Source organism: Pseudomonas sp. Irchel s3b5, from assembly GCF_900187435.1.
Lineage (GTDB): Bacteria > Pseudomonadota > Gammaproteobacteria > Pseudomonadales > Pseudomonadaceae > Aquipseudomonas.
This window is the reverse complement of sequence record NZ_FYDY01000066.1, coordinates 1-1,608: the sequence shown is the minus strand read 5'-3', so window position 1 is coordinate 1,608 and position 1,608 is coordinate 1. Positions and strand designations below refer to the sequence as shown.

The 1,608-nt window shown below is 55.7% G+C and carries 1 protein-coding gene; it reads left to right on the top strand.

Translation table 11 applies throughout. The features are described from left to right. Positions 1-40 precede the first annotated feature (40 nt). Positions 41-1,579, top strand: a complete 1,539-nt coding sequence (locus CKW15_RS27775) for an IS3 family transposase (protein ID WP_095153083.1) — start codon at positions 41-43, stop codon at positions 1,577-1,579. Positions 1,580-1,608 lie beyond the last annotated feature (29 nt).

Sequence of the window (1,608 nt, the reverse complement as noted above, 5' to 3'; positions counted from 1 at the left end):
GGGGGTGCGGTAGAAATCTTGGACTACCTGGAGGTAGTTCATGTATTCATACGAAGATCGCATTCGAGCGGTCAAGCTCTACATCAAATTGGGGAGGCAAACCGGGGCAACTATTCGTCAGTTGGGCTACCCGACGAAGAACTCTCTGAAGAGCTGGCATGAAGAGTACGAGCGATGCCTCGACCTATCGCTTGGCTACGTGATCTCGAAGCCGAAGTACTCACGGGCCCAAAGAGAAAAGGCTGTCGAGTACTATCTCGAACACGGGCGCTGCATTTCCCTCACCATCAAGGCTTTGGGCTACCCAGCACGGGATTCGTTGCGTGCCTGGATTTACAAGTTGCATCCCGAACTTCACACGCGTGTTGTTGGTCGATCTGACGGGCGAGCACGTCCGCCAGCGATGAAACAGGCTGCGGTGATCGCGCTGTGCACGCGACAAGAAAGTGCGAACGCCGTGGCTCAAAAGCTGGGCGTCTGCAGGCCGACCTTGTACAACTGGAAAAATCAGTTACTCGGCCCAGAGGCATCCGCACCCATGATACGCCGACAAAAAACTCCATCGTCACCGGAGCGAGAAGAGTTGGAGCGGCAACTTGAATCTCTTCGGCTCGACGTGCGCCGTCTACAACTTGAGCACGAACTGTTGATGAAGGCGAATGAACTCATAAAAAAAGATACGGGCATCGACCGGCAAGTCCTGACCAATAGGGAGAAGACATTGCTGACAGATGCCCTGAGGCAGACATACTCCTTGTCAGAGCTGCTTGAAGCGCTGGGCTTGGCCCGAAGCTCCTATTTCTATCATCGAGCCCGAATGCAGGTCGCGGATAAATACACCGAAGTGCGTCGTGCCATGGCGGACATCTTCGAGCTCAATCATCGCTGCTATGGTTACCGCCGGATGCGGGCGTCGCTGAGCAAGCAGCGTGTGCGTCTGTCAGAGAAGGTGGTGCAGCGCTTGATGAAGCAGGAATGCCTGGTCGTCGCCAAGCCGAAACGGCGTCGATACGGTTCCTACCTCGGGGAGATCAGTCCCGCGCCGGAAAACCTCGTAAACCGCGACTTCACGGCTGTTGCCCCAAATGAGAAATGGCTCACGGACATCACGGAGTTCCAGATCCCGGCCGGCAAGGTGTACCTGTCCCCCATGATTGACTGCTTCGATGGGCTGGTCATCAGTTGGACAATCGGCACGCGTCCAGACGCCGATCTTGTGAACACGATGCTGGATGTCGCCGTCGAAACGGTGGCCGGCAACAGCAAACGGCCAGTCGTTCACTCCGATCGCGGCGCTCACTATCGCTGGCCCGGCTGGTTATCGCGCATCGCTGATGCGAAGCTGTTTCGTTCTATGTCGCGAAAGGGATGCTCGCCTGACAACGCGGCTTGTGAAGGCTTCTTCGGCCGGCTGAAAACGGAACTGTTCTATCCTCGCAACTGGCAGTCAACGAGCATTGAGCAGTTCATTCAGGCCCTGGATTCATACATTCGCTGGTACAACGAAAAACGAATCAAGATTTCTCTCGGTGCTCTCAGTCCTGTTGAGTATCGTGAGAGCCTTGGTCTCGCGGCATAACCAGTCCAAGTTTTTTGCCGCACCCCCAG